21 protein-coding genes are annotated in these 21,464 nt (G+C 73.4%); 8 read left to right on the top strand and 13 right to left on the bottom strand.

What is annotated here, in order from left to right; translation table 11 throughout:
- Nucleotides 1–51 precede the first annotated feature (51 nt).
- The 7 genes from ACZ4U1_RS03280 to ACZ4U1_RS03250 form a co-directional block, all read right to left on the bottom strand.
- A complete protein-coding gene (locus ACZ4U1_RS03280) occupies nt 52–1,719 on the bottom strand; it encodes a PP2C family protein-serine/threonine phosphatase (RefSeq protein ID WP_467898988.1) in 1,668 nt (555 codons plus the stop codon).
- On the bottom strand, nt 1,703–2,755 hold the full coding sequence (locus tag ACZ4U1_RS03275; RefSeq protein WP_467900057.1) for a SpoIIE family protein phosphatase: 1,053 nt from the start codon (nt 2,753–2,755) through the stop codon (nt 1,703–1,705). Before ACZ4U1_RS03275 ends, ACZ4U1_RS03280 begins: the two co-directional genes overlap by 17 nt.
- A gap of 8 nt (nt 2,756–2,763) precedes the next feature.
- Complete coding sequence (locus tag ACZ4U1_RS03270; RefSeq protein WP_467898986.1) at nt 2,764–3,207, bottom strand: ATP-binding protein; 444 nt, start codon at nt 3,205–3,207, stop codon at nt 2,764–2,766.
- The gene (locus ACZ4U1_RS03265; RefSeq protein WP_467898984.1) at nt 3,207–3,587 is read right to left on the bottom strand and encodes an STAS domain-containing protein; all 381 of its coding nucleotides are present in this window, start codon (nt 3,585–3,587) and stop codon (nt 3,207–3,209) included. The genes ACZ4U1_RS03270 and ACZ4U1_RS03265 overlap by 1 nt, the downstream gene beginning before the upstream one ends.
- Nucleotides 3,584–4,477, bottom strand: coding sequence for an STAS domain-containing protein (locus ACZ4U1_RS03260; protein WP_467898982.1), 894 nt, complete (start codon nt 4,475–4,477; stop codon nt 3,584–3,586). Before ACZ4U1_RS03260 ends, ACZ4U1_RS03265 begins: the two co-directional genes overlap by 4 nt.
- A 292-nt stretch (nt 4,478–4,769) precedes the next feature.
- Complete coding sequence (locus tag ACZ4U1_RS03255; RefSeq protein ID WP_467898980.1) at nt 4,770–5,945, bottom strand: acyltransferase family protein; 1,176 nt, start codon at nt 5,943–5,945, stop codon at nt 4,770–4,772.
- A gap of 246 nt (nt 5,946–6,191) precedes the next feature.
- A complete protein-coding gene (locus ACZ4U1_RS03250) occupies nt 6,192–6,488 on the bottom strand; it encodes a Rho termination factor N-terminal domain-containing protein (protein ID WP_467898978.1) in 297 nt (98 codons plus the stop codon).
- A gap of 193 nt (nt 6,489–6,681) precedes the next feature.
- Between ACZ4U1_RS03250 and ACZ4U1_RS03245 the strand changes: the two genes are divergently transcribed.
- Complete coding sequence (locus tag ACZ4U1_RS03245; RefSeq protein ID WP_467898976.1) at nt 6,682–7,503, top strand: MerR family transcriptional regulator; 822 nt, start codon at nt 6,682–6,684, stop codon at nt 7,501–7,503.
- Between the two features lie 77 nt (nt 7,504–7,580).
- On the opposite strand, the gene ACZ4U1_RS03240 is transcribed toward ACZ4U1_RS03245, so the two are convergent.
- Nucleotides 7,581–8,531 (bottom strand): hypothetical protein, encoded by a 951-nt coding sequence (locus tag ACZ4U1_RS03240; RefSeq protein WP_467898973.1) that lies wholly within the window; start codon nt 8,529–8,531, stop codon nt 7,581–7,583.
- A gap of 474 nt (nt 8,532–9,005) precedes the next feature.
- On the opposite strand from ACZ4U1_RS03240, the gene ACZ4U1_RS03235 reads away from it, so the two are divergent.
- A complete protein-coding gene (locus ACZ4U1_RS03235; protein WP_030640662.1) occupies nt 9,006–9,443 on the top strand; it encodes a Fur family transcriptional regulator in 438 nt (145 codons plus the stop codon).
- A gap of 33 nt (nt 9,444–9,476) precedes the next feature.
- Nucleotides 9,477–11,702, top strand: a complete 2,226-nt coding sequence (katG, locus tag ACZ4U1_RS03230; protein WP_467898971.1) for a catalase/peroxidase HPI — start codon at nt 9,477–9,479, stop codon at nt 11,700–11,702.
- A 100-nt stretch (nt 11,703–11,802) separates the two neighbouring features.
- On the opposite strand, the gene ACZ4U1_RS03225 is transcribed toward katG, so the two are convergent.
- Nucleotides 11,803–12,366 carry a GlcG/HbpS family heme-binding protein gene (locus ACZ4U1_RS03225; RefSeq protein ID WP_467898969.1) on the bottom strand — a complete coding sequence of 188 codons (564 nt, stop codon included), beginning with the start codon at nt 12,364–12,366 and terminating at the stop codon, nt 11,803–11,805.
- A 190-nt stretch (nt 12,367–12,556) separates the two neighbouring features.
- On the opposite strand from ACZ4U1_RS03225, the gene ACZ4U1_RS03220 reads away from it, so the two are divergent.
- Both ACZ4U1_RS03220 and ACZ4U1_RS03215 read left to right on the top strand, forming a co-directional pair.
- Nucleotides 12,557–13,753 (top strand): sensor histidine kinase, encoded by a 1,197-nt coding sequence (locus tag ACZ4U1_RS03220; protein WP_467900055.1) that lies wholly within the window; start codon nt 12,557–12,559, stop codon nt 13,751–13,753.
- On the top strand, nt 13,750–14,412 hold the full coding sequence (locus tag ACZ4U1_RS03215) for a response regulator (protein ID WP_467898968.1): 663 nt from the start codon (nt 13,750–13,752) through the stop codon (nt 14,410–14,412). Before ACZ4U1_RS03220 ends, ACZ4U1_RS03215 begins: the two co-directional genes overlap by 4 nt.
- 29 nt (nt 14,413–14,441) lie before the next feature.
- Here ACZ4U1_RS03215 and ACZ4U1_RS03210 read toward each other — a convergent pair whose 3' ends face one another.
- Nucleotides 14,442–14,936: a hypothetical protein gene (locus ACZ4U1_RS03210; protein ID WP_467898966.1), complete on the bottom strand. Its 495-nt coding sequence runs from the start codon at nt 14,934–14,936 to the stop codon at nt 14,442–14,444.
- A gap of 96 nt (nt 14,937–15,032) precedes the next feature.
- On the opposite strand from ACZ4U1_RS03210, the gene ACZ4U1_RS03205 reads away from it, so the two are divergent.
- Entirely contained in the window at nt 15,033–15,566 is a 534-nt protein-coding gene (locus ACZ4U1_RS03205; RefSeq protein WP_467898963.1) for a caspase family protein, read from the top strand.
- 79 nt (nt 15,567–15,645) lie between these two features.
- Here ACZ4U1_RS03205 and ACZ4U1_RS03200 read toward each other — a convergent pair whose 3' ends face one another.
- Both ACZ4U1_RS03200 and ACZ4U1_RS03195 read right to left on the bottom strand, forming a co-directional pair.
- Nucleotides 15,646–16,569 (bottom strand): serine hydrolase, encoded by a 924-nt coding sequence (locus ACZ4U1_RS03200; protein ID WP_467898961.1) that lies wholly within the window; start codon nt 16,567–16,569, stop codon nt 15,646–15,648.
- Nucleotides 16,570–16,580: 11 nt separating this feature from the next.
- The gene (locus ACZ4U1_RS03195; protein WP_467898959.1) at nt 16,581–17,561 is read right to left on the bottom strand and encodes a helix-turn-helix domain-containing protein; all 981 of its coding nucleotides are present in this window, start codon (nt 17,559–17,561) and stop codon (nt 16,581–16,583) included.
- Nucleotides 17,562–17,689: 128 nt separating this feature from the next.
- On the opposite strand from ACZ4U1_RS03195, the gene bla reads away from it, so the two are divergent.
- Together bla and ACZ4U1_RS03185 are read left to right on the top strand one after the other, a co-directional pair.
- Nucleotides 17,690–18,682, top strand: coding sequence for a class A beta-lactamase (gene bla, locus ACZ4U1_RS03190; RefSeq protein ID WP_467898957.1), 993 nt, complete (start codon nt 17,690–17,692; stop codon nt 18,680–18,682).
- A gap of 219 nt (nt 18,683–18,901) precedes the next feature.
- A complete protein-coding gene (locus tag ACZ4U1_RS03185) occupies nt 18,902–20,470 on the top strand; it encodes a carbohydrate-binding protein (protein WP_467898955.1) in 1,569 nt (522 codons plus the stop codon).
- Between the two features lie 102 nt (nt 20,471–20,572).
- Here ACZ4U1_RS03185 and ACZ4U1_RS03180 read toward each other — a convergent pair whose 3' ends face one another.
- Nucleotides 20,573–21,301, bottom strand: a complete 729-nt coding sequence (locus ACZ4U1_RS03180) for a hypothetical protein (protein ID WP_467898953.1) — start codon at nt 21,299–21,301, stop codon at nt 20,573–20,575.
- Nucleotides 21,302–21,464 lie beyond the last annotated feature (163 nt).

Below are 21,464 nucleotides of genomic sequence, written 5' to 3'. Positions count from 1 at the left end.
CCTCTCGCGGCAACGCCGGCCCCCATGACCGGGGGGCCGGCGCACGGCCCTTCACTCCCGCGTGGTGCGGCACAGCAACAGGCAGATGTCGTCGTCGTGTTCCGAGTCGTGCAGCATCGGCTTGAGCAGCGCGTCGGCCGCCGCGTCCAGATCCGCCAGATCCGCCGAACCGAGCGCCTCCATGGCCTGCGCCAGCCGGTCGATGCCCGCGTCGATCCCCGCGGTCCGCCGCTCCACCAGACCGTCCGTGTACAGCGCGAGCGTGGAGCCCGCCGGCAGCTCCAGGGTGTACTCCTCGTAGGTGAACGGCACCGGGACCCCCAGCATGATCCCGGGTTTCGCCTCCAGCACCCGCACCTCGCCCCCGGGACCGCGCGCGATGGCCGGCGGATGCCCGGCGGCCGCCCACACCACCTCCGGCTCACCGGGCGTGAACCGGGCGATCGCACAGGTCGCGTACAGCTCCGGCTGCTGGTGGCGGAGCATCCGGTGCAGCAGGGTGAGGATCCGCGCCGGGCCGTTGCCCTCGACGGCGTAGGCGCGCAGCGCGGTGCGCAGCTGGCCCATGATGACCGCCGCGCGCAGCCCGTGCCCCGTGACGTCCCCTATCACCGCCAGCACACTGCCGTCCGGCTGCGGAAAGGCGTCGTACCAGTCGCCGCCGATGTTCAGCCCGTGCGTCGCCGGCAGATAGCGGGCGGCCAGGTCCAGGCCCCGGGTGGCGGGCAGCTCGGTGAGCTGGGCCCGCTGCAGGGCCTCGGCGACGTCCCGGTGCTGCTCGTACTGGCGGGCGTTGTCCAGGGCGATGCCCGCCCGCCGGGCCAGCTCCAGCAGCATCACGGTGGTGTCCGGGTCGAAGCGGTCGCCGGGCGCCGCCAGGGTGAGCACGCCCTGCACGGTGCGCGCGCCGAGCGGCAGGCACAGCAGCGGCCGGTCCGGGGAGAGCGCGGAGGCCGGCAGGTCGTCCACGCCCGGGAGTTCACCGGGATGCGGCGCCGCGTGCTGGGGGCGGCCGGTGCGCGCCGCCGTCACCGTGGCCGCCGCCCGCTCGCCCGGCGGGGTCCGCTCGTCGTCCACCAGCCAGACGTCGACGTGCCGCGCGTACTCCGGAACCAGCAGCTCGGGCAGCCGGCGCAGGATGTCCTCGTGGTCGAGGGAGGCGTTCAGCACCGCGCTCGCGTTGGCCAGGAAGGTCAGCAGACGGCGGGCGTTCTCCGCCTCCGCGCGTGCCGCCCGCTCGGCGTCGAGGAGTTCACGCTGCGCCAGCGCCGCCGCCTCCAGCTCGGCGTGCAGCGCCAGCACACCCTGGTTCGTCTGGTGCAGCTCCTCCCGGTGGAAGTCGAGAAGCTCCTCCGTCTCCGTCAGGCGGGCCAGCACGGCGTCGGTGTCCGCGTCGGCGTCCAGCAGCGCCTCGGCGAGCGGGACGCCGCCCGGGCCGGGCAGCGGCACGGTCACGGGGGAGGGGCAGACGAGCGTGTGCTGCCAGGGCTCCGGCCCGCCCAGGGCGACCCGCAGCCGCCCGCCCGGGCCGGCGGTCACCGCCAGGTCGGCGCCGTCCGTGCCGAGGCCGCGGCGCAGCCGGGTACCGAGCGCGGCCAGGAAGCGGGCACGGTCGAGCACCGGCACCCCGGCGTCCGCGAGGAGCCGCGCCAGCAGGGCACGGGCGCGGGCCGCGTCGGCGGCGGAGGCGATGGTCCATTTCTCAGAGGCGGCTGTCATGGGCGCTGGTCCGGCGGTCGGGGGCCAGTACGGCCACGCTGGTGTCGTCGCGTACGGGGCGGGCGGGGCTGCCGGCGTCGCGCAGGATCGCCGCGGCCACCACCGACGGGTCCTGGCCGAGCAGCCGGGGGTCCTCCGGCGGCCTCCAGCGGCTGGGCAGTCCGTCGCTGTGCACAACGAGCAGACTGTCCCCGCGCCACGGCACCCGGCGCAGCGGAACCTGCGCCGGGAAGTACGCCCCGACGATCCCCGGATGCGAGATCAGGGACGTCCAGGAGTCCCCGGTGCGCACCCGGGCGCCGACGTTGCCGACCCCGGCGAAGCCGAGTTCCGCGCGCTCGGTGTCCACCTGGGCCACCGTGACCGCCGCGCCCCGGGTCGGCCGCAGCGCCGCGTGCAGCCGGCGCAGGATGTCCGGCGGCGGCAGATGCGCGCAGTGGCGCAGCTCGGCCACCGCCGCGGAGGAGGCGTGCGCGGCCTTCGGGCCGTGTCCGAGACCGTCCGCGAGCAGCAGCGTCAGCAGCCTCCCGGAGCGCACCCAGCTCCAGGCGTCACCGCAGTGTTCGGCCTGCCCGAGGGAGACCGTGATCCCGCCCGCGGGCACCGGTGCCGCGGGACTCCCGCGCCTGCCGGGCTCCGGGTCGATCCGGGCCGCCGCCACCGTCCCGCGGCCCGGCAGGCTGTACAGGTGGAAGGCGTTGGCGCTGCGCCGGCAGCTGCCCAGGCCCGCGCCGAGCGAGCCCTCGGCGGTGGACCAGCCGTCCCGCAGCGCGGCGCCGACGTCGGCGATGCCCGGCCCGTGGTCGAGCGAGAACAACTGCACCGAGGCGCCCGCCCCGTCGGCCGGCGGATCCACGAGGTTCACCACCATGCGGCCCCCGCCCGCGTGCCGGAGCAGGTTGGTGGCCAGCTCCGTGGCGACCAGCTCGGCGGCCGCCGTGCGCGCGGGGACGAGCCCCGCCTCTCCGCACGCCTCGCGCGCCGCGATCCGGGCGTCCCGGACCCGCGTGGAGTCGTGCACCGGGACCTCCCACACCCGGCTCATCACACCCCCGGACGCGACGAGGGCACCTGGGCCACCCAGGCGACGGCCGTGACGGTCGTACCCCTGCCCGGCTCGGTGTCGACGCTGAACTCGTGCACCAGCCGCTTCGCTCCGCTCAGCCCGAGACCGAGGCCGCCGCCGGTGGTGTACCCGTCGGTCATGGCCAGTTCCAGGTCACGGATGCCCGGACCGCTGTCGATGAAGCACATCCGCAGCCCCCGGGTACGTCCGTTGTCCAGCGGCGTGATCTCCGCCCGTCCGCCGCCGCCGTGCACCAGCGTGTTGCGGGCCAGCTCGCTCGCCGCCGTGACCAGCTTGGTCTGCTGCACCAGACCGAAACCGAGCCGAGCCGCGCACTGCCGCACCTCCTGCCGGACCCAGGCCAGATCCGCGTCCGAGCCGATGGGCAGACTCGTCGCGGACGCCTGGCCGGACTGCTGCATCAGCTCCCTCCCCGGGACAGCAGTTCCATGGCACGGTCCACGTCCAGGGCGGTGACCAGGCCGGGCAGGGTGAGCCCCAGCTCGACCAGGGTGATCGCCACGGCCGGCCGCATCCCGGCCAGGACCGTACGGGCCGCCAGCAGCCGGGCCGTGGAGGCGATCTCCGCGAGGACCCGGCCGAGGAACGAGTCGACGATCTCCACCCCGGAGATGTCGAGCACCACACCGGTCACCCGGCTGGTGGCGATACGGCTGGTGATGTCGTGCTGGAGCTGCTCGGCCATGCCGTCGTGCAGCTCGCCCTGCAGGGAGACCAGCAGGACGTCGCCCAGGGCGAGCACCGGGACCTGGGACGACTGAACGGGAATGGGCTGGTTCACCGGGCGCTCGCACCCGCGTCCGCACGGGAGACCTCGATGCCCTGTTTGCCCAGCGCGTAGGCCAGCGCGTCGGACAGCGAGGCACGGGTGAGCACCGAGCCCAGGTCGATGCCGAGCTGCACGATGGTCTGCGCGATGGCCGGGCGGATCCCGGACACGATGCACTCGGCACCCATCAGACGTGCCGCGGCCACCGTCTTCATCAGGTGCTGCGCGACGAGCGAGTCCACCGTCGGCACCCCGGTGATGTCCAGGATGGCGTACCGGGCCCGCTGGTCGACGATGGCCTCCAGCAGCGACTCCATGACCACCTGGCTGCGCGCGCTGTCCAGCGTCCCGATCAGCGGGACGGCGACCGTGCCCTCCCACAGCTTGATCACCGGGGTGGCCACCTCGAGCAGCTGCTGGCGCTGCCGCTCGATCAGCTCGGCGTTCGCGTCCAGCGCCGTCTCCATCACCACCAGGCGCAGCGTGCACAGCAGCAGGGACAGTGCCAGCACACTCTCGTGGGCCTGCGGGGCGGCGGGATCGGCGAACTCCTCGCGCAGCAGCTCGACCGCGGAGGCGCGCAGCCCGGCCACCTCCTCGGCGATCTGCGCCGGGGTGGATCCGGTGCGGGCCCGGGTCGCGGACATCCGCCCCAGCTGCTCGCGCACGGTGCCGAAACCGGGCGCCTCGATGTCCTCCAGCCGTCCGCTGACCGCCACTTCGGACAGCGCGTCGACCACCGCCTTGCACGCCTCCACGGCCTCGTCACGGGAAACGGTGAAGACCGAGCGGAACAACGGGGCGTCGGCCCAGCGCTGGGCGATCTGCTCCCTGCGTTGCTCCAGGAAGGAACTGACGACCTGCGGTGCCGATCCGGCCGCCTCCTGCTCGGGCACTCTCATCCTCTCCTCTCGCACAGCCGGGTCCGCCGGTCGGCCGGCTCCCCGAAGCCGATCACTGCCGACCGTCCACCGTAGCTGGCACGCCCCAGCCGTCCAAACCCCGCTCCCGGCACCGCGTTCACGTCAACTTCCCCCAGGCCAGAAGCACTTTTGTACCGGACGGCGGGCGGTGTGCGCCGCCGGGCCGGTGTCGGGGAGCCGTCTACCCCGAAAGCCGCGGGACTCTCCTCGCTGTTGCCGACGTCACCCGTGCGTGCGACCGGTGGCGGCTCGCCCCGCGCGGGTGACGGGATCAGTCGCGTGCCGCGGCCGGGGCCTCCCGCCGCGCCGGTACCGGGTCCGGCCGTCGCCTGGACCGGCGGCGGCGCAGCAGCAGGCGCCGTGCCGGGCCCTCCACCGCCTCGTACAGCACCCAGGCCAGGCCGAGGGAGACGGCGAACGCGGCCGTGGTGACGGTCAGTCCCGCCAGGGGGCCGAAGTGCGGCTTCTTGCCCAGCAGCTCGGTCGCGGCGCGCAGCACCAGCAGGTGGATCATGTAGAAGGCGAACGACAGCTCCCCGAGCCGTACCATCCGCCGGCGCCGCCACAGGGAGGGCAGGCCGTGCAGGTCGGCGACGGCCGCGGCGGGGATGAGCAGGGCGAAGCCGGCGAGGGTGCACACCGTGGCGGAGTAGCCGGGCCTGACCTGCGGGACCAGGAAGTAGCCGATGACGGCCAGGGCGAGCGAGGCCTCCAGTCCGGGCCCGCGCCAGCGGCCGAGCAGCACCAGCCGCGCGGTGACCGCGCCGAGCACGAACTCGGGCAGCCGCGCGGCCGGGAACGAGTAGATCGAGTGGGTCCACCAGTGGTGGGCGTCCGCCCAGGCCAGCATCAGGACCGCGGCCACCGAGAGGCCGCCCAGTGCGGCCGAGCCGCGCGCGCCGAGCCGGCGCAGCAGCAGGAAGATCAGCGGGAAGGCGGCGTAGAAGAAGGCCTCGCAGGCCAGGGACCAGCTCACCGGGTTCAGCGTCTGCCACCACGGCTGCCACCAGGAGTGCAGCAGCAGCGCGTTCGCCAGCGCCTGCTTCGCCGTCGGCCGTGGCTGGTGCGTCAGCGTGTACGCCATGACGAGGGCGACGGCGAGGGTGGCCAGGTGGACCGGGTAGATCCGGGCGACGCGCCGCCGCCAGAAGGCCGGCGCGCGGTCACCGGGCCGCGCCGACCAGGTCAGGACGAACCCGGACAGGACGAAGAAGAACGACACTCCGGTGGCGCCGGCGCCGAAGGCCCAGGACACGAGGCGGCCACCCGTGCCGCCGAACCAGCCGAAGTTGTGCACGTGCAGTCCGAAGACCAGCAGCGCCGCCATCCAGCGCAGCCCGGTGAGCGAGGGCAGGGAGGGCGGGGCGGCCGGTGCGGGGGACCCGGCGGTCGCCGCGTCGGTCCGGGCGGGTGGCGTCCGGAGCGCCGGGGTCGTCGCCGTGGTCATCACATCACCTGCCGCAGGGGGTTCGCGTGGGGCATGAAGGGGAACGTTGCCCGCTCACCCCGGGTCCATCACGTCGCATGGGGAATGTCACACTGCTGCCGAACGACGGGCGGCCGTGATTGCCACGGACGGCGGGACGGGGTGCACCCACACGTGTGATGGACGCCCGCCTCGGTGACGGGTACACCCCACGCGGCCCCGGCGGGCCGGCCGGCCAGTTCCTTCCGGAGGTTCAGCCTGAGCCCGTCAGGCCGCGGCACCCTGCCGGTCCGGGGCCGCGACCAACTGCTCCCGGGTCATCTTCGAGCGGCCCGGCACGCCGGCGGCGCTCGCCCGCTCGTACAGCTCCGCCTTCGACAGGGCGGTCAGGTTCTCGGTCTGCTGCTTCCGCTCTGCGGCCCGTTTGGTGCCGCCGCCCTCGCGGCCCCGGGAGCGGTTCTGCTCGACGCGCGCCCTCGTCGATCTCGTAGCCCTTGCCGATCCGGTCGGTGCCGAGCCGCGCTTCCTGTGGGAGGGATCCTCCCTCCCGTGTCCCCCTCCCACGGCCGATGTCCCACCGGCGGCCCCTCGGGCCCGGGCACTCCTGCGGAAGACCGGCGAGGCGGGCAGGGGCCGGGATGGATCAGGTGCGTGCCCGGTGACCAGGCCGGGGTACCGGCCGACCCTGTCGCGGTCCGTCGCCGTCGCGTAGTTTCTTGACCCTCACACCGTGTCAGGCGGTCCACTCGGAGACATCATGTTCACCATCGGAGACTTCGCCCGGCACGGCCGCGTCTCGGTCCGGATGCTGCGTCACTACGACGCCACCGGACTGCTGCGCCCGGCCCACGTCGACCCCGCCAGCGGCTATCGCTACTACACCGCCGCCCAGCTCGCGCGCCTCAACCGGATCATCGCGCTGAAAGACCTCGGTTTCACCCTCCAACAGGTGGGCGACATCGTGGACGAGAAGGTCGGCGCCGAGGAACTGCGCGGCATGCTGCGGCTGCGGCGGGCCGAGCTGGAGACGGCCGTGGCCGCAGCGGAGGCACGGCTGGTCCAGGTCGAGGCGAGGCTCCGAGCGATCGAGAGCGAGGGGCACATGCCCACGAACGACGTCGTCATCAAGAACGTCCGCACCCTGCGGGTCGCCGAACTGACCGCGACCGCCGCCAGTTTCGACCCCGAGGACATCGGCCCGGTCATCGGGCCGCTCTACGACCGGCTCTTCCGCCACCTGGACGCGGCGGGCATCGCGCCCACGGGTCCCGGCGTCGCCTACTACGAGGACGCCCCGGAGGGCGGCGGCAGGATCAGCGTCCACGCCGCCGTCCAGGTCTCCGCTCCGCTCCAGGACGGCGCCTTCCGCGTCCTCGACCTGCCGGCCCTCGACCAGGCGGCGACCATCGTCCACCGCGGCTCGATGGACACCGTCCTGCCCACCGCCCAGAGCCTGGCCCACTGGATCGACGCCAACGGCTACCGGTCGACCGGATACCCCCGCGAGATCAACCTGGAGTGCCCCGAGAACCGTGACGACTGGGTGACGGAACTCCAGGCACCGGTCATCCGGGCCTGACCGACTCCCGGCGGTACGCCGGCACTTCGGGCGTACGTCATCGAGGCCGGGCGTACGTCATCGGGGCCGGGCGTATGTCACCGGGAACGGGATCCCGCACGGGCGGCCAGCCGCTCCGCCTCGGCGGTGGCCGCTTCGGCCCGGCGGCGGGCCTCTCCGGCGGCGCGGGAGGCCTCGCGCGCCCGCTCCCGCGCACCCCGTTCCTCCTCACGGGCCTGCCGCTGTTCGTCCTCGGCGTGCCGCAGCCGCTCCCGCAGCTCCTGGATCCGCTGCTCCGCATCGGCCACCCGGGCGCAGGCCTTCTGCACCGCCCGCTCGGCGGCCTCGGCCTGCGCCTCGCGGGCGCGGAGGTCCCGTTCGGCGTCGCGGGCGGCCCTGCGGGCCTCGTCGAGGCGGCGGCGCCGCGCGAGTTCGTCCTCGGCGTCCCCGGCGGCCTCGGCCCGGCCGCGCGGTCGCCCCGCCTCGCGCGCGCCGCTCTTCCCGTCCTCGCCACGCCGTGCCGTTCCGGTCACCGCCGGGGGAGCGGGGCGGCGCGCGAGGAAGCGGTCGTCGGCCTCCGGGAAACCGAACGTGGAGCTGAGCGGCCTGACCAACCGCCCCTTTGCCCACGTACGGCCGGCCTCCGGGTCGGCGAGCACGGCGTGCAGCGTCTCCTCGACCTCCCGCTGGACCCCTTCGCCCACCGGACGTCCGGCCTCCGCGGCCAGCCGCCGCGCCTGCCGCCCGAGTGCGCCGATCACCTCGCTCTGCCGGCGGGCCAGCCGGCGCAGCTGGGCACCGTCCAACTCGCGGTGCGCCCGGCGCAGTTCCTCGCCGAGTTCCAGCAGCGGCTCGACCTCCGCCCGCTGCCGGCGCACCAGCAGATTGCTGACCCAGGCGGCCAGGCTCGGCCGCCGCAACGCGCCGATCTGCTTGGCGAGGCCCTCGTCACCGGCCTTGCGGGCGTCCAGGGCACGGCGGTCACGGGCGGCCACGAACTCCTCCGGCCGCAGCCCGTACAGCTCGTCGGCGACGGCGTCCAGATCCACCGGCGTCCCTCTCGGCGACCACTGTGATGACAGAGTCCGAGTTTCTCACCCTCGCGGCGCGGACGCGCCGCGGCTTTCGGCACCGGATCGCCGCCCTTCGCCCAGTTCCCCGCACCGTCGGCGAACGTGCAGGGGCCGGTGCCGTGCGTACGGCCCGCCCCTGGCGTGCGCGGTCGGGCGGCCGACCGCCAGTGCGTCGGATCGCCTGTTCGGAGGACCGTTCGGCTCGCCGCGCGGCCGGTGTCTGTCCGGGGCCACATGATGCGGGCATGGGCAGGGCTCGGCCTCCGGCCGTCGGCCGGACCGGCCGCGCTCGGCAAGCCGGCCGGATGTGTGCGGAGGCAAATGTGACAGCAAACTTCCGGGCGGATGTCGTAGCGGGCCCGGAGGTGGACGGCGGATGACGCGACGCGGCCAAAATTGCACCGTTCGTTTTCTTGAACCTCTCGTGTTTATGAGGGTAGGTTCGGCCGCATGACCGCCTCCCCGACACCGACCACCGCCGAGGAGCTCCGCGGTGCCGGCCTGCGCGTGACGGCGGCCCGCGTCGCGCTGCTGGAGACCGTCCGGGACGGCGACCACCTCGGCGTCGAGGCGATCGCCTCCGGAGTCCGCGATCGCGTAGGCCATATCTCCCTGCAAGCCGTCTATGAGGCCCTTCACGCGCTGACCGCGGCGGGTCTCGTGCGCCGTATCGAGCCGGCCGGCCACCCGGCCCGGTACGAGGGACGCGTGGGGGACAACCACCACCACATCGTGTGCCGGTCCTGCGGTGCCGTCGCCGACGTCGACTGTGCCGTCGGCGACGCGCCCTGCCTGACCGCCGCCGACGACCACGGCTTCGCCATCGACGAGGCCGAGGTCGTCTACTGGGGCCTGTGCCCCGACTGTTCCACCGGCCGCAGTTCCTGAGCACCGAGTTCCGCACAGTTCGGAAGGATTGCCATGACTGAGAACCACGACGCGATCGTCACAGACGCGAAGTCGGAGGAGGGGAGCGGCGGCTGCCCCGTCGCGCACGACCGGGCCCTGCACCCGACGCAGGGTGGCGGCAACCGCCAGTGGTGGCCGGAGCGGCTCAACCTGAAGATCCTCGCCAAGAACCCGGCCGTGGCCAACCCCCTCGATGAGGACTTCGACTACGCGGAGGCCTTCAAGGCCCTCGACCTCGCGGCCGTGAAGCGGGACATCGCCGAGGTGCTGACCACGTCGCAGGACTGGTGGCCCGCCGACTTCGGCAACTACGGCCCCCTGATGATCCGTATGGCCTGGCACAGCGCGGGCACCTACCGCATCAGCGACGGCCGCGGCGGCGCCGGCGCCGGTCAGCAGCGCTTCGCCCCGCTCAACAGCTGGCCGGACAACGGCAACCTCGACAAGGCCCGCCGTCTGCTGTGGCCGGTCAAGAAGAAGTACGGCCAGAGCATCTCCTGGGCCGACCTGCTGATCCTCACCGGCAACGTCGCCCTGGAGACGATGGGCTTCAAGACCTTCGGCTTCGGTGGCGGCCGCGCGGACGTCTGGGAGGCCGAGGAGGACGTCTACTGGGGTCCCGAGACCACCTGGCTGGACGACCAGCGCTACACCGGCAACCGCGAGCTGGAGAACCCGCTCGGCGCGGTCCAGATGGGCCTGATCTACGTCAACCCGGAGGGCCCCAACGGCAACCCGGACCCGATCGCCGCCGCCCGCGACATCCGGGAGACGTTCCGCCGCATGGCGATGAACGACGAGGAGACCGTCGCCCTGATCGCCGGTGGCCACACCTTCGGCAAGACCCATGGCGCGGGCCCGGCGGACCACGTCGGCGCCGACCCCGAGGCCGCCTCCCTGGAGGAGCAGGGCCTGGGCTGGAAGAGCACCTACGGCACCGGCAAGGGCGGGGACGCCATCACGTCCGGCCTGGAGGTCACCTGGACCGCCACGCCGACCCAGTGGAGCAACGGGTTCTTCAAGAACCTCTTCGAGTACGAGTACGAGCTGGAGCAGAGCCCGGCCGGCGCCCACCAGTGGGTCGCGAAGAACGCCCCGGAGATCATCCCGGACGCGCACGACCCGTCGAAGAAGCACCGCCCGCGCATGCTGACCACCGACCTGTCGCTGCGCTTCGACCCGATCTACGAGCCGATCTCCCGCCGGTTCTACGAGAACCCGGAGGAATTCGCGGACGCCTTCGCCCGCGCCTGGTTCAAGCTCACCCACCGTGACATGGGCCCGAAGTCGCTGTACCTCGGCCCGGAGGTCCCGGAGGAGACGCTGCTGTGGCAGGACCCGCTGCCGGAGCGCGAGGGCGAGCTGATCGACGACGCCGACATCGCCACCCTGAAGACCAAGCTGCTCGAATCGGGCCTGTCCGTGTCCGAGCTGGTCACCACCGCGTGGGCGTCCGCGTCCACGTTCCGCGCCAGCGACAAGCGCGGCGGTGCCAACGGCGCCCGCATCCGCCTCGCCCCGCAGCGCGGCTGGGAGGTCAACGACCCCGACCGGCTGGCCCAGGTGCTGCGCACCCTGGAGAACGTCCAGCAGGAGTTCAACGCCTCCTCCGGCGCGAAGAAGGTCTCCCTGGCCGACCTCATCGTCCTCGGCGGTGCCGCCGCCGTGGAGAAGGCCGCCAAGGAAGCCGGCTTCGAGATCCAGGTGCCCTTCACGGCGGGCCGTGTCGACGCGACCGAGGAGCACACCGACGTCGAGTCCTTCGAGGCGCTGGAGCCGACCGCGGACGGCTTCCGCAACTACCTCGGCAAGGGCAACCGCCTGCCGGCCGAGTACCTGCTGCTCGACAAGGCGAACCTGCTGAACCTGAGCGCCCCCGAGATGACGGTGCTCGTCGGCGGTCTGCGCGTCCTCGGCGCCAACCACCAGCAGTCGCAGCTCGGCGTCCTCACCACGACGCCCGGCGTCCTCACCAACGACTTCTTCGTCAACCTGCTCGACATGGGGACGACGTGGAAGGCGACCTCCGAGGACCAGACCACGTTCGAGGGCCGCGACGCCGCCACCGGTGAGGTGAAGTGGGCCGGCAGCCGTGCCGACCTGGTCTTCGGCTCCAACTCCGAGCTGCGCGCGCTCGCCGAGGTCTACGCCAGCGACGACGCGAAGGAGAAGTTCGTCAAGGACTTCGTCGCCGCGTGGACCAAGGTCATGGACGCGGACCGGTTCGACCTCGCCTGACCGACCGGTACGGCCTCACCTGACCCGTTGAACAGGACGTCCGGGTCCGCCAGTCGGGCGGACCCGGACGTCCTGCTTCTCCGGCGGAGGACCGGGCGCGTCAGCGGCCCAGCACCGCCGCACCCGCCTGCGCGTACCGCTCGTCCAGGTCGCCGGACGGAGCACCGGCCACGCCGATGCCCGCGACCGGAGCGCCCTTGGCGGTCACCGGCGTGCCGCCCGCGAGGAACAGCGTGCCCGGGATGTCCTTCAGGGTCGGCGCCTGCGCCAGCCGCCCGGCCAGCTCGGAGGTGGGTGCGTTCCAGGACACCGCGGTGTACGCCTTGCGCTCCGCGGACTCGTACGACTGCGGGCCCGCGCCGTCGCCGCGCAGGGTGACCAGGGTGTTGCCGTTGCGGTCGACGACGGCCACCGACACATGCCGGCCGTCCTTCTCGGCCGCCTCCACCGCGGCGCGCGCCGCCTTCGTGGCGGCGTCGAGCGTCAGGTGCGTGCTCTGGGTCAGTTCACCGCCGCGGGCCGCGACGGGGGCGGCGGGCGTGGTGTCCGTGGAGTCGGCGGCGTTGGCGGCGACCGTGCCGACGACACCGGCAGCGACGACGGCCAGGGCGGCGCCGCCCACGAGGACGCGGGTACGGCGGGACGGCTTCTTGCGGCTGGGCATGCTGGGGACCTTCCAGTAGAGCCGGGGCTGGGAACGTCACTCGCTCCCGGAACCGATCCTCGGCCCGGAACGGGCCGCGTCCCGTCGCCGGACCGGATGCCTGGGGGGTCATCCGATCGGATGACCCCGTGTGCCCCCGGCCTGGGCACAATGGAGGGTGTTTGCCCAGTTCAGCGCGGAGCCGAGGGAGGTGCCGACGGTGGCCGTACCCGAACGCGACGACACCCGCGCCCTCACCGTCGTCATGCACACGGCGTTCTTCGTGCTGCTGTCCGCGTCCGTCGCCCGCTATCTCGCCCGGCACGCCGACGGACCGCACACCCCCTGGGTGATCGCCCTCTCCGTACTGCTGGCCGCGCTCTACGTCCTCGGGCCCGCCCTCGGCACCCGGCCGAGCCCGCGCCGCCTGATCTGGCTCGGCCTGGTCGTGGCGGCCTGGGCGCTGCTCGTCGTCCTGGCCCCCAGCTTCGCCTGGTGCGCCGTCCCGCTCTTCTACACCGGCCTGCGCACGCTCCCGCCCCGCGCCGCGATCCCGCTCGTCGCGCTGCTGACGGCGCTCGCGGTCGCCGCCCAGCTCACCCTGGCCGGCTGGGCGGACCCCAACGTGCTGCTGGCCCCACCCGCGGTGGCCGCCGTGGCCACCACCGTGTTCGTCGTCATGCAACGCCAGGCGGCCCGCCGCGACGCCCTGATCGACGACCTGGTGCGCACCCGGCGCGAGCTGGCCGCCACCGAGCGCCGCGAGGGCACCCTCGCCGAACGCGAGCGGCTGGCCCGGGAGATCCACGACACCCTCGCCCAGGGGCTGTCCAGCCAGCGCATGCTGCTCCAGGCGGCCGACCGGTTGTGGGACACCGCGCCCGGTACCGCCCGGGACCACGTCCGTACGGCGGCGGCGATCGCCGAGCGTAGCCTCGCCGAGGCCCGTCGCTTCGTCCACGACCTGACCCCGGCCGACCTGGCCGGGGGCGGCGGCCTGCTCCGGGCCCTGCGCGCCGTCGCCGAGCGCGAGACGACACCCACGCTCACCGTCCGCGTCCACACCGAGGGCAGCCCGCCCGACCCGCTGCCCGCACCCGTGGAGTCGGCCCTGCTGCGCATCGCCCAGGGCGCCCTCGCCAACGTCCGCGAGCACGCGGCGGCCACGACCGCCACCCTCACCCTGACCTGCCTGGACGACCAGATCGTCCTGGACGTCACGGACGACGGCCGCGGCTTCGACCCGCGGACCCCGCTCGCCCCCGCGGCCGCCGCGGGGGAGTCCCGCGGCCACGGCCTGCCCGCCATCCGCGCCCGACTGCGCCAGCTGGGCGGCACCCTCACCATCGAGTCGGCACCGGGCGAGGGCACGGCCCTGTCGGCCGCGATCCCGTTGGAGCCGAGATGACCCACACCCCCGAGACGGCCGCCCGCCCACCGCGGACACCGGTGCGCATCCTCGTCTGCGACGACCACGCCGTCGTACGCGCCGGACTGCTGGCGCTCCTGCACAGCGCACCGGACATCGAGGTCGTCGGCGAGGCCGGCAGCGGTGAGGAGGCGCTGGCCCTCGCCCGCAAGACCGCCCCGGACGTCGTCCTGATGGACCTGCAACTCGGCGAGGGCATCGACGGCGTGGAGACCACCCGCCGACTGCGCGCCACGCCGCCCGCCCCGCACGTCCTGGTCCTGACCACGTACGACACCGACGCCGACGTCACCCGTGCCATCGAGGCGGGCGCCACCGGTTATCTGCTGAAGGCCGAGCGCGCCGAGGACCTCTTCACGGCGATCCACGCCGCCGCCCAGGGCCGCCCGGCCCTCTCACCCCCGGTCGCCGACCGGGTCATGTCCCGCCTGCGCAACCCGCGTCCCTCCCTCACCCCCCGCGAACGCGACATCCTCGCCCACCTCTCCCAGGGCCTCCCCAACCACGCCATCGCCCGCGCCCTCTACATCAGCGAGGCCACCGTCAAGACCCACCTCCGCCGCATCTACGACAAACTCGGCGTGGACACGAGGGCAGGAGCGGTGGCGGTGGCGAAGGAACAGCGACTGCTGCCCTGAGAGGGCGTCCGAGCGCCCCACCAGGCTTGTCAGTCCCACGCGTTGAAGAGGATTCCGCCCAGAGTGGTGATGCCGTACAAGCGGACTTGGCGCCACTCTGCCCCGGTCAGGACCGAGGTGTCGACGTCCGAGAGGGGCAGGGTGAGCTGCGCGCGGCCGAGCACGGCCAACCCCTGGTCGGCGAAGGCGCGGGCCCACGGCGGAGGTTCGAGGAACTCCTCCGTGTACCAGTCCCGGCGTTCCTGGGCGAACGCGACCCACGGGTGGTGGGCATGGCACAGGATGACGCACTCGCCCGTGCCCTCGACGACCGACGCGGTGTGGAACGTACGGGGGTACGCCTGTTCCTCGACCTCGCCCACATGGCCGTGGGCCGCCCGCGCGGCCGCATACAGGGCTGTCCGGAACGCCCGCTGATCGGTTTCCGGCAGCGGCCCGTCCTCCGGCCGGAAGAAGCCCGTGGCGCCTCGCGGCAGCGCGAACGCCGCTCCCCCGGCTGAGGGCCCGCGTCCGATTCTCGTCACCCGCCCATTATGGTCCGGCCTGCCAATCGACCGATCCGCCCCCTGCCCTGGCCGGGCCGGGAGAAAATATGGACGAGTTCGAGGGGGAAGAGCCAGGTGGAAGACGACAAGCGCGTAGCCCTGCTCATCGGCACCCTGTCGAATCCCACCCGCAACGAGATCACCGAGGGCATCACGGAGATCTCCGCGAGCGCGCCGCCTGGCAGCACGTTGCTCCTCTACTTCACCGGGCACGGCGTCCGGATCGGCGTCACCGACTACTTGGTGCCCTCCGACGCCCGAGCCCCTGCCGGCGACGGCGGCCACGCGTCCGGGTGGGAGCAGCCGCACGTACGCGAGTCGCTGCTGGAAGCCGATATCAGCCGGTATCTGGCCGGCTGCGCGGCAGGCACCGTGCTGTGGCTGATCGACGCCTGTCGCTCGGCCGGGGACGCGTCAGGCCCTGTATTCGGCAGCAACGTCGTCAAGGGACCCCCGCACAGTGGCTTCGCCATGATGACGAGCTGCGGCCCCGGCGAACTCAGCGGCTTCGCGGAGACGCCGGAGTGGGTACGGCGGCGCCTGGAGCTGTACGCGGGTATGTTCGGGCTCCGGTTCGAGCACGTCGGCGAGCCGGGCGTACGCCGATGAGGTGATCGTACGGCCCACGCTCACGATCCCGGCCGGACGAGTTCGAACCGCCTTCGACGCCGGTTCCCGGCCGGCGGACTCAGCGGCAGCGCAACGCCTCGAACGCCTCCCGCCCCGCCACCCCGATCGCCAGGTCGATATCCGCGGCCACCCCCGCGAAGCGGTCCGCGCGGGTCAGTGCCGCCATCGCCACCCGGTCCCCGGAATCCGCCTCCAGCACCCCGATCTCGTGCCGGAGATGCAGGAAGGTGCCCGTCTTTCCGAACCAGCGGAGCGCATCCGCCCGCAGTTCGCTCGCCAGCCGCTGTGTGAAGACCTGGAGTCCCATCAGCCGCCGCAGCTCCGCCGTCGCCGGGGGACTGGCGATCTCGTCGCACCACACGCGGTGCAGCAGGCCGACGAGCGATGCGGCCGTGCCGGTGTTGGCATGTGCGGGGTCCAGTGTCTCGATGGTGTGGCGGCCCGCCCGTTCGTCCCGGACGGCCAGCTCCAGCGCGAGGGAGAAGTCGTTGCCGGCGGCACCGGCGGCGCACTCGTACAGGTGGTTCATCCGGTGCCGCATCCGGATCCCGTCGCATCCCCACGCCCGCAGCCGCGCGTCGACGTCCGCCACCGGTACCAGGTCGAGCAGCGCGTCCGCGGCGGCGTTGTCGCTCACCGACAGCATCAGCTGGAGCAGGTCGGCGACGGCCACGGTGGCCGGGTACCGGAAGGCGGCGAGTCCCGTGGGACCGACGCTGCTCGTGCCCGGGTCCACCGTGACCGGGAGCGCGGGGTCCAGCTCCCCGGCCGCGATCAGGCCCAGGACGACCAGGGCGAGCGGTACCTTCACCACCGACGCCAGGGGGGTCAACCGCTCGGTGTCGAAGCCCAGTTGCTCGCCGGTGTCGAGGTTACGGGCGAGGAAGGAGCCGCGCACGCCGAGGGCCGCCCACTCCGTGGCGATGGTCTCGGCGACGTCCAGGAGGGCGCCGCCGTCGCCGGTGTACACCGGGTGGTGCACCGCGGCCCCGCTCATCCGCGTGCCGCCAGGCGTGCGGGGGCGTCCTCGCCTGCGGCCCCGGGTTCCGGCCCGCCGCGCCGGTCGGGTACGGCGCCCACGGCCGACGCGAGCAGTGCGGCGAGCCAGCCCGGCACGTCGCCCGCGCCGTTCGCGCCCGGGGCGGCGCTCACGTCGTACCCCCGGTGCAGTGCGCGGTCGGCGAGGGGCCGCCAGTGGGCGCCGTGCCGGCGGGCGAACGGTTCGGCGCACAGCAGCAGGGCGCTCCCGGCCAGTGTCTCGGCGAGCGCGGTGGCCGCCGGACCGGCCGGTCGTATCCGTCCCTCGGGCAGCCCGGCACGTGCGGCGGATCGCACCAACCGGTCCTCGAAATACGGCAATTCGTCCTCCGTCAGGAGCAGCAGCGGTGGTGGTGGGGAGGCGGGCGTCGTGCCGCGTGCGCGGCGCGGTCGTAGCTCTTCGAGGTGGACCGTACGCCCCGAGCCTCCGCTGTCGCTGCCGTCCGGTCCCGGCGCCGATGCCAGCCCCAACGGGACACGGAGCGCGGCCTGTTCGGGAGCGGTCCGCACCAGCGCGTACTGCAGCGAACCGTCGGCCAGCCCGGACACCCGCTCCCCTGGCGGCAGTTCCCGCATGCCGAGGGTGATGCCGTGGTCGGCGCCGGCGCGGAGGGCGCGGGCCAGCGCGGCCGGGGCGCAGTCCGCGGGGACTCCGACGGCGCGCACCCGCGAGCGGCGGGCCGACCGGGCGACCTGCCGCAGCCGCTGGGTCCGGTCCAGCACGTCCCGGGCGTACGGGAGCAGCAGCAGGCCCAGTTCGGTGGTCGTGGTCTGCCGCCGGGACCGGTCGAACAGCGAGCCGCCGAAGTGCTCCTCCAGCGTCTTGATACGGCGGCTGAGCAGCGGCTGGGCGATGCCGAGCCGGTCGGCCGCCCGGGAGAAGCTCGCCTCGTCGGCCGTCGCCACATAGGCCTCTAGGTGTGCCAGGAGATCCACCCAGCACTCATATCAATAAGGCATGGGAGCTTCAAAGTTCCCTCTTGGACATGGACGCGTACCGCCTGTTTCCCTGTCCCCGTCGAGAGATCGACGCCGATGACGGACGACCTGGGAGGACCACGCCCATGACCAGTAGCAGTGCCAGTGCCAGTGCCAGTGCCAGTGCCAGTGCCAGTGCCAGTGCCGGTGCCCGTACCGACCGTCCCGCCCCGCTGCCGCGCCGCCGCCTGCTCCAGGCCGGCCTCGCGGTCACCGGCGCCGCCGTGACCGTCACCGCGTTCTCCGCCTCGGCCGCGTCCGCGGCCCCGGACGCCCGCGCCCGTGCCGGCCAGGCCGAGTTGGCCGAGATGGAGCGGCGTCACCGCGCCCGGCTCGGTGTGTACGCGCGCAACGTGCGCACCGGGCGGACGGTGGCCCACCGGGCGGGGGAGCGGTTCGCGATGTGCTCGACGTTCAAGGCGTTCGCCGCGGCGGCGGTCCTGCGCGACCAGGCCGACTGCGCGCCGCTGGACCGGGTGGTGCACTACCCGCCGCACGACACCCTGCTGCCCAACTCACCGCGCACGCAGGAGAACCTGGCGACCGGCATGACCGTGGCCGACCTGTGCGCGGCGGCGATCCAGTACAGCGACAACGCGGCCGGCAACCTGCTGCTCCGGGAACTGGGCGGCCCGGCCGGTCTCACCCGCTTCTACCGGTCGCTCGGCGACGAGGTGAGCCGGCTCGACCGGTGGGAGCCGGAGCTGAACGCCGCGGTCCCGGGGGACGCCCGCGACACGACGACCCCGGAGGCGGTCGCCGCGAGCCTGGAGCGCCTCACGCTGGGCCGGGCGCTGGCCCCCGCCGACCGAGAGCGCTTCGTCACTTGGCTGAAGGGCAACAAGACCAGCGCCGAGCGGTTCCGCAAGGGGCTGCCCCAGGACTGGGTCGTGGCGGACAAGACCGGCACCGGTGACTACGCCTCCGCCCACGACATCGGCGTGGCCTGGACGACCCGGGGGACCCCCGTCGTGCTGGCCGTCCTGTCGAGCAAGAGCACCCCGGACGCCCCGGTGGACCAGGCGCTGATCGCCGACGCGGCGGCCGTCGTGGCCCGCACCCTCGCCCCCGGCGAGTAGCCCGCAACCCGACCGCCCAAGTTCCCTACGGATTCACTCATCTGAATATGAATCATGTACACGACTGTTGACGTGTGCATGTCGTCTCTCTACCGTCGGGAAGGTCCAGGGGAAAGCGCTTTCCGGTCCCTCTTCACCATGCCACGACCGGTCGTCGGGTTCACCCCCCTGGACCACTCGCATCCGCACAGCCGAGCCAACCCGCAGGGAGACAAGCCGATGCAACTGAGACCAGCCATCGCGTGCGCCGGTCTGCTCGCCGGCGCGCTCGTCGCGCTGTCCGGCACCACGGCCCAGGCCGCCACCACCCGCTACGAGGCGGAGAGTTCCACCACGGTCTGCACCGGGACCATCGACTCCGACTGGTCCGGCTACTCCGGCAGCGGCTTCTGCAACGGCACCAACGCCACGAGCGGATACGCCCAGTTCACCGTGAACGCCGCCGGCGCCGGCACCGCGACCCTGGGCATCCGCTTCGCCAACGGTACGACCACCGCCCGGCCCGCCACCCTCGCGGTCAACGGTACGACGGCCACCACGCTGTCGTTCGAGGCGACGGGCGCCTGGAGCACCTGGGCGACCAGGACGCTCACCGTGCCGGTGAAGGCCGGCAGCAACACCATCCGCCTCACCCCGACCACCGCCGACGGCCTGCCCAACCTCGACTATCTCGACGCCGACGTGGCGACGGCGGCCACCGGCGCCGTGCTCTACGTGTCACCGACCGGCACCGACGGCGCGGCCGGCACGGAGTCGGCCCCGACCACGCTCACCTCGGCCATCAGCCGGATCACCCCCGGCGGCACGATCTACATGCGCGGCGGGACGTACGCCTACTCCTCCACGGTCACCATCCCGGCCGGCAAGGACGGCACCTCCAGCGCCCGCACCACCCTCTCCGCCTACCCGGGCGAGAAGCCGGTGCTCGACTTCTCCGCGCAGAGCGAGAGTCCCTCCAATCGGGGCGTCCAGCTGTTCGCCAACTACTGGAGGCTGTACGGCCTCACGGTCGAGCACGCCGGGGACAACGGGATCTACGTCGGCGGCAGCAACAACATTGTCGAGCGGGCGGTGACGGCCTACAACCGGGACACCGGGCTGCAGCTGGGCCGGATCGCCTCCACCACCCCCAGCTCCCAGTGGCCGTCGAACAACCTGATCGTCAGCTCCGAGTCGCACGACAACGCCGACTCCGACGGCGAGGACGCCGACGGCTTCGCCGCGAAGCTCACCACCGGCACCGGGAACGTCTTCCGCTACGACGTCTCCCACAACAACATCGACGACGGCTGGGACCTGTACACCAAGACGGACACCGGCGCGATCGGCCCGGTGACCATCGAGTACTCCCTGTCCTACAACAACGGCACCCTGAGCGACGGCACCGTCAACTCCAACGGCGACCGCAACGGCTACAAGCTCGGCGGCGACGACATCGCGGTGAACCACGTGGTCCAGCACAGCATCGCCTACAAGAACGGCCACCACGGGTTCACCTACAACAGCAACCCCGGCACGATGACGATCTCCAACAACGTCGGCGTCGACAACGCCCAGCGCAACTTCTCGTTCGACGCGGGCACCTCGGTGTTCCGCAACGACACCTCCTGCCGGTTCGCCGTCAGCGGCTCGAACGACAAGACCGTCGGGAACGCCGACAGCTCCAACCAGTTCTGGACCGGCACCAACGGCTCCCGCTGCTCCTCGTACGCGGGCGCCCTCGGCTGGTCCTTCGCCTCCGACGGCCGCCTCGCGGTGACCTTCGGCGGCAGCGTCGTGAACCCCTGACCGGGAACAGGTTCTGAGCACGCGGGACGCCGCTTCGGGCGGCGTCCCGCTTCCGTGCGTCCCGGCAGGGGGAGTCGGTCCGGGTGAGCAGGGCGGTAGAGGTCAGCCGACCAGGTCGTCCGGCCGCACCGGGTGGGCCTCCAGGTCCGCCGCGGCCAGCAGGTCGGCGATCAGGGCCGGGGAGCCGCCCACGTAGGTGCTGACCAGATCCACGTCCCCGCCCAGGCACCAGGCGCGGTCCCGCGGCCACCACAGGTCGGGAAGCTCCGCGAACTCGTCCAGGTCCACCGGGGAGGCGGCGTCGGCCAGCCGGCCGGCCAGCAGGACCTCGTCCCGGCCCGGGGTCTCGAAGGTCGGGAACCGGCCCCAGTCCCAGCGGCCGTAGCCGGACCACAGCCCGAACCAGCACGGGTCCTCGGTCGCGGTGTGCCGGGCCAGGACGGGCAGCAGGGCCCGCGCGACATCCGGCGGCGTCGGCCCCTCGGCAGGGTGTTCGTCCCACACGCCGGGCAGACCGTGGTCGCAGCGGTCGACGTACTCCTGGTCCGTCCCGATGACTTCGTGCCAGCGGATCGTCGGCGTCATCCGGGTCCCGTGGGCGGCGGCCACCGCGGACCAGCGCACCGGCCGCTCGTCGAGCTGGGCGGGGTGCAGGATCCGGGCGTAGGCGGGGAAGCCCGGCGCGGCGATGGCCGCCACGGTGCCGAAGGCGCCCTGACCCGGGCCGTGCGGGGTGAGCCAGTCGGCGGGGGAGAGGTCGCCGGCCTGCGCCCGCAGGCGTCCGTACCACTCGGGGGCGGGCTCACGCTGGACCAGGTGGAAGTCGCTCACCCGCACAGTGTGCCGTGTGCCGGCCGGGGGCCGCCGACCGGGGGGGGGGGGGGGGGGGGCCCCGCCCCCCCCGCCCCTCCGGGAGCTGTGGGGTGTTTTGGGTTGTCATGGGGGGGGGGGGTGGGCCCCCTCGTGTGTTCCGTGGGAGGCATGGAAGACCAGC

The organism is Streptomyces sp. NPDC028928 (assembly GCF_055564915.1).
This window is presented reverse-complemented; position numbering and strand designations above follow the sequence as displayed.

Excerpts from the sequence above, each read along its gene's own strand:
- bla (WP_467898957.1), top strand. The coding sequence starts at position 17,690 with ATGACCAGTAGCAGTGCCAGTGCCAGTGCCAGTGCCAGTGCCAGTGCC.
- ACZ4U1_RS03185 (WP_467898955.1), top strand. The coding sequence starts at position 18,902 with ATGCAACTGAGACCAGCCATCGCGTGCGCCGGTCTGCTCGCCGGCGCG.
- ACZ4U1_RS03245 (WP_467898976.1), top strand. The coding sequence starts at position 6,682 with ATGTTCACCATCGGAGACTTCGCCCGGCACGGCCGCGTCTCGGTCCGG.
- ACZ4U1_RS03255 (WP_467898980.1), bottom strand. The coding sequence starts at position 5,945 with ATGACCACGGCGACGACCCCGGCGCTCCGGACGCCACCCGCCCGGACC.
- ACZ4U1_RS03225 (WP_467898969.1), bottom strand. The coding sequence starts at position 12,366 with ATGCCCAGCCGCAAGAAGCCGTCCCGCCGTACCCGCGTCCTCGTGGGC.
- katG (WP_467898971.1), top strand. The coding sequence starts at position 9,477 with ATGACTGAGAACCACGACGCGATCGTCACAGACGCGAAGTCGGAGGAG.
- ACZ4U1_RS03260 (WP_467898982.1), bottom strand. The coding sequence starts at position 4,477 with ATGAGAGTGCCCGAGCAGGAGGCGGCCGGATCGGCACCGCAGGTCGTC.
- ACZ4U1_RS03280 (WP_467898988.1), bottom strand. The coding sequence starts at position 1,719 with ATGACAGCCGCCTCTGAGAAATGGACCATCGCCTCCGCCGCCGACGCG.
- ACZ4U1_RS03215 (WP_467898968.1), top strand. The coding sequence starts at position 13,750 with ATGACCCACACCCCCGAGACGGCCGCCCGCCCACCGCGGACACCGGTG.
- ACZ4U1_RS03270 (WP_467898986.1), bottom strand. The coding sequence starts at position 3,207 with ATGCAGCAGTCCGGCCAGGCGTCCGCGACGAGTCTGCCCATCGGCTCG.
- ACZ4U1_RS03235 (WP_030640662.1), top strand. The coding sequence starts at position 9,006 with ATGACCGCCTCCCCGACACCGACCACCGCCGAGGAGCTCCGCGGTGCC.